Origin of the sequence: Roseateles sp. (assembly GCF_052436255.1) — a bacterium.
Taxonomy (GTDB): domain Bacteria; phylum Pseudomonadota; class Gammaproteobacteria; order Burkholderiales; family Burkholderiaceae_C; genus Pelomonas.
In genome coordinates this window covers 1-4,828 of record NZ_JBQVNP010000237.1, presented here as the reverse complement: position 1 = coordinate 4,828, position 4,828 = coordinate 1, and the positions used below count along the sequence as shown (strand labels likewise).

At 69.0% G+C, this 4,828-nt stretch carries 4 protein-coding genes; all 4 read right to left on the bottom strand.

What is annotated here, in order from left to right; translation table 11 throughout:
- Nucleotides 1-63: 63 nt before the first annotated feature.
- Complete coding sequence (locus ACT6S0_RS26510; RefSeq protein WP_444766722.1) at nucleotides 64-1,821, bottom strand: GGDEF domain-containing protein; 1,758 nt, start codon at nucleotides 1,819-1,821, stop codon at nucleotides 64-66.
- Nucleotides 1,822-1,990: 169 nt separating this feature from the next.
- On the bottom strand, nucleotides 1,991-4,213 hold the full coding sequence (locus ACT6S0_RS26505; RefSeq protein WP_444766721.1) for a putative bifunctional diguanylate cyclase/phosphodiesterase: 2,223 nt from the start codon (nucleotides 4,211-4,213) through the stop codon (nucleotides 1,991-1,993).
- Between the two features lie 10 nt (nucleotides 4,214-4,223).
- Entirely contained in the window at nucleotides 4,224-4,592 is a 369-nt protein-coding gene (locus ACT6S0_RS26500) for an Hpt domain-containing protein (RefSeq protein WP_444766723.1), read from the bottom strand.
- A 94-nt stretch (nucleotides 4,593-4,686) separates the two neighbouring features.
- On the bottom strand, nucleotides 4,687-4,828 hold a 142-nt coding region (locus ACT6S0_RS26495), incomplete at its 5' end, for an integrase core domain-containing protein (RefSeq protein ID WP_444763954.1).

Below are 4,828 nucleotides of genomic sequence, written 5' to 3'. Positions count from 1 at the left end.
CCCCCCCGCCACGCCCCCCCCGCGGCTGCCGTCCAGCGCCGCCACCAGCGTCTCGCCGGGCCTCTAGAGCGTGACGCCGGCCGAGAAAGTCACGAAGACGTCCTTGCCCTCGTGCTTGAACAGCGCCGCCGACAGCGAGCGCTGCAGGCGCAGCAGCACGGCCTGGGCTTCGTCCAGTGGCGTGTCGGGCAGCATCAGCACGAACTCCTCGCCGCCATAGCGCGCCACCAGGTCGCCCGGCCGCAGCGAGGCCTGGGTGCGCTCGGCCAGCGACTTCAACGCGATGTCACCGGCATGGTGGCCCAGGCTGTCGTTGAGCTTCTTGAAGTTGTCGATGTCCAGCAGCGCCAGTGCCAGCCTGGGGTCAGGGCTGGCCTCACGCTCGGCCTTGGCCTGCTCGATGCCGAAGGCCTGGATGAGGCCGCGGCGGTTGGCCACCTGTGTGAGTTGGTCGGTATGGACCTCGTTGGACAGGCGGCGCAGCTCGCCCTCCAGTTCGTCCACACGCTGGGTCAAGGCGGCGGCGCGGTCATGCTCAAGCGTCAACCGTGCCTGCGTCTGCGCCACCAGGCCCTGTACGCTGCGACTTTCCTCGACCATCTCGCGCACGGTGCCGGCCAGGCTTTCCAGCGAGTCGGCCTGCTCGATGGCTTCGGCGTAGCGGCCCACGCTGGTCTGGAACCGGTCGGTGTGCTGGCCCAGCTCGCCCAGTTCGGCCAGCATTCGCTGGATCAGGCCCTTCAGCGAGTCGCGCGCCCGCGACCGCTCATCGCGCAGCGCACGCTGGCGCTCGCGCGTGCCGGTCAGCAGCTCGGAGACGGTGCGCACGCCGCGCCCCGACAGCCCTTGCGACAGCGCGTTGTTCATCGCTTCGGCCTGGCCGCGTGCCCAGGAATCGTCCTCGGCCAGGTCGACCAGGCTGGCGCTCAGCTCGCGGCAGAGGCCACCGAGCTCGTCGAACAGATGGCGGCGGTGGTCCAGCAGATGGCGGGCGCGCAGGCACAGCGCGGTCATCTGGGTGGCGCGCTCGGCGTTGGCGCCGCCGCTCCTGAGCTCGGCCTGCGCGGCTTCGAGTTCGCGCATCAACGCGTCGGCCGGCGTGGCCTCGGTTTGCGGCGAGCGCAGCGAGTGGCACACGGTGGCATTGAGTTCGCCGCTGATGTCGGCCCAGTGCGGGCTGGCGTCAACCGGCGTCGGCGCATCGTGCAGGCCGGTGCGGCCGAGATCTCCAAATCCGCTGCTGTCCCGGAACCCCGTCTCGGCGAAGGTGCTCTCTGAGAAGAACTGGCTTGGCGTGCCGCCTTCCTCGTCGGTCTCCACGCCGCTGCCGTCGCCGTCCTTGTCCCAGCTTGCCACGAGCTGGCCCAGGCGCTTGACGAGCTTGCCGCTGTCGCTGCGGCCGAGCTCCAGCACGCGCTGGATGCCGTCCTTCCGGCGCGCCAGCGTCCAGTGCTTGCCACCCCGCTCCAAGCCGCGCACGAGGCGCTCGATGGCCTGGGCCAGGGCCTCGGCCTGCGCCGCGGGGCCGGCCACGTCGAGCAACTTGTCGATCTGGCGCTGCAGTTCGTCGAGCTTCTGGTCGCGCAGCGCGGTCTGCAGATCCTGGCGCGCCGTGCCGGAGGGCAGGGCCAGGGCGATCAGCTTGGACATCAGCTGCTGCAGGCGCTCCGGGACGGCGCCATTGGCGGCGGCTGCGGGTTCGCCGCCGCCCTCGATGGCGTAGGCGCGCGCGTAGTTCTCGGGGGTTGGCTCCAGCCGGGCCTGCGCGAGGCGCTGCAGCGCGGCCTTGGCCAGCTGGGCCGGCGGCAGTGGGGAACGCATATCAGTTGTCCCTCTTGCCGAGCACGCCGCACCAGAAACTTGCGGGCAGAGCGCCGGGCCGCACCCAAGCCGGCCCGCTTTGGCGATGTGCTTGCCGGTCAATCCGGCAAGCATCGCCGTCCCCCCGGGGGACCGGCCAAGGTACTCCTTGGACGAGGGGTTTCATCTTTTAACGTTGCCCGCGCGATGCCACATCAGTGCTGCCGTCGGCCGGCGTGATCCAGGGCGCCTTGCGCGGCAGCACGGTCTGCGCGATCCAGCGCTCCAGCTCGTCGGCCGGCAGCGCCTTGCTGAACAAAAAGCCCTGCATCAGCGAGCAGCCCAGGCGGTGCAGCACCTCCATCTGGCGCAACGTCTCGACGCCCTCGGCGACGACGCGCAGGCCCAGGGCGCGGGCCAGCGCGATGATGGCGGTGACGACGGCCGAGCTCTGCGGCGTGATGCCGAGGTCGCGCACGAAGGTGCGATCGACCTTCACTTCCGAGATCGGCAGCGTGGTCAGGTAGGCCAGCGACGAATAGCCGGTGCCGAAGTCGTCAATGGAAATTTCGACGCCGACTTCGTTGAGCCGATGCAGAGACGGAATGACGTTCTGCAGGTCCTTCATCAGGTTGTTCTCGGTGATTTCGAGCTGGATGGACCGGTGCGGCACGCCGTAGGCGCTGACGCATTGGTGGATGTGCTCGACGAGATCGGTGCGCTCGAACAGCCGGCTGGGCAGGTTGACCGCGATCGAGTCGCTGAAGCCGAACTGCAGCTGCCAGAGCTTGGCCTGGCGCGCGGCTTCCTTCAGCGCCCATTCGGACAGCGGCACGATGAGACCGGTTTCCTCGGCCAGCGGGATGAAGTCGGCGGGTGGCACCAGCACATTGCCGCGCTGCCAGCGCATCAGGGCCTCGGCGCCGACCATGCGGGCGGCGCGCACGTCGATCTTGGGCTGGTAGTGCAGCACGATCTCGTTGCGCTCCAGCGCCTTGTGCAGCGCGCTCTCCAGCTCCAGCTTCTGCTTGCCATGGCCGGCCAGTTGCGGCGAGTAGATGGCAGACGCGTTGCGGCCCTGGCTCTTGACGGCGTACATCGCCACGTCGGAGTTGCGCAGCAGGTCGGCCATGGTCTGGCCGTCGCGCGGGTAGATGGCGATGCCGACGCTGGCGGTGACGAAGCATTCCTGGCCGCCGACGAAGATCGGTTCGCGCAGGGCGTCCAGCACGCGCTGGGCGACGCGCTCGGCGTCGCGCTCGTCGGTCACCTCGGGCAGCAGGGCGACGAACTCGTCGCCGCCGAGCCGGCCGACGGCCTCCAGGCCGCGGTGGCTGCGGTTGCCCATGCCATCGAGCACGCCTTCCAGGATCTGGTCGGAGTGGCGCACGCAGCTGCGCAGGCGGCGGCCGACCTCGATGAGCAGTTCATCGCCGGCCGCATGGCCGAGCGTGTCGTTGATGACCTTGAAGCGGTCCAGGTCGATCAGCAGCAGGCCGACCTCATGGCCGCCGCGGCGCGCGCTTTCGATGGCGCGCTCGACGCGGTAGATCAGCTGGCGGCGGTTCGGCAGTCCGGTCAGCGCGTCGAAATGGGCCAGCTGGCGAATGCGGTCCTCGGCCTGGCGGCGATCCGTCACGTCCTTCAGGATGCCGGTGTAGCCGCTGACGCCACCCTGCTCGTTGAATTCAGGCTCGGCCTCGATGTGCACGACGCGCTGGCGGCCATCCGGCAGCGTCAGCGGCAGGTCGGTGACCAGCACCGAGGTGTGGGCGACCACGTCGCGCAGCAGGCGCAGGAAGACATGGCGGTCGTCGGCCGGCACCATGCGCATGACGCCGATGAAGTCCAGCCGGTCCTGGGGGCCGCGGCCAAACACGCGCAGTCCTTCTGCGGAAATCGCAAAGCTGGCCGTCGTGTCGCGCCACCACTCGAAGCTGCCCATGCGGGCCAGGTCCTGGGCGCGCGCCAGCTTGGCCTTGCTGCGCTCCAGCTCGATGCGCGTGCGCGAGCTGCGCAGCAAATAACGCAGCCGGCCGTCCAGCAGGCTCCATTGCGGCGACTTGACGAAGAAGTCGGTCGCGCCGGCCTGGTAGGCGCGGTTGATGGAAGCCTCGTCGTCCAGGCCGGTCAGCATCAGCACCGGCAGGGATTCAAAGCCCGGCGTGGCGCGCAGCAGCGAACAGGTCTCGAAGCCGTCTAGCTCGGGCATCAGCGCGTCCAGCACGACGACATCGGGCGTGCGGGCAGACAGCAGGCCCAGGGCCTCGCTGCCGCTGGCGGCCTCGGTGACTTCGAAGCCGCGCTCGCGCAGGGCCGCGGCGGTCAACAGCAGATTGACCTCGTCATCGTCCACCAGCAGCACACGCGGACGCGGCGGCAGATCGTCAAGGGCTTGACCGGGTGGCAGCATGAGGCGCTACTTAAAGTAGCGCGGCCAGGGCCGCGCGTACCTGTTGGATGTCTTGGAGCATAGCGTCCAACTGCTCCGACAGACCCTGCACCTGGCCGTCGCGCACCATGGTTTCGATCTCCGCGCAGCGCGCGGACAGTGCCATGGCGCCGAGGCTGGCCGATGACGACTTCAGCGTGTGGCTGACATGCCGCACGACAGCGAGGTCAGGCGTGGCGCCTTCGCGGGCACGGGCAAGGTCGGGAAGCAAACGGTCCAGTGAGTTGGAGAAGGCGTTCACGACGCGCTCCAGCAGCTTGGTTCCGCCACTCGGGTCAAGCTCCCGCAGGCGACGGATCGCTTCGAGATCGAGCAGGGCTGCGGGATGGGAGGCGGTCATGGTCAAGCGGCGGGTCTGAGGACTCGGCAGCTGCAAATGTAGCTTGGCTGAGTGGGGGGGCAGACGCGAAGGAATGCACAGATTCGGCGGCCCGCTAGGTGTAGTTTCTCAGGACGTTGTTCACCTCAAACCCCAGCCGTGAGGCGGGAGGTTTGTGGCCGGTGGCGGAGTGAGGGCGATGGAAGTTGTAGTGCTGCATCCAGGGCGCAAGCTCAGCGGCGCGGACGTCGGAGCTG

Excerpts from the sequence above, each read along its gene's own strand:
- ACT6S0_RS26510 (WP_444766722.1), bottom strand. The coding sequence starts at position 1,821 with ATGCGTTCCCCACTGCCGCCGGCCCAGCTGGCCAAGGCCGCGCTGCAG.
- ACT6S0_RS26505 (WP_444766721.1), bottom strand. The coding sequence starts at position 4,213 with ATGCTGCCACCCGGTCAAGCCCTTGACGATCTGCCGCCGCGTCCGCGT.
- ACT6S0_RS26500 (WP_444766723.1), bottom strand. The coding sequence starts at position 4,592 with ATGACCGCCTCCCATCCCGCAGCCCTGCTCGATCTCGAAGCGATCCGT.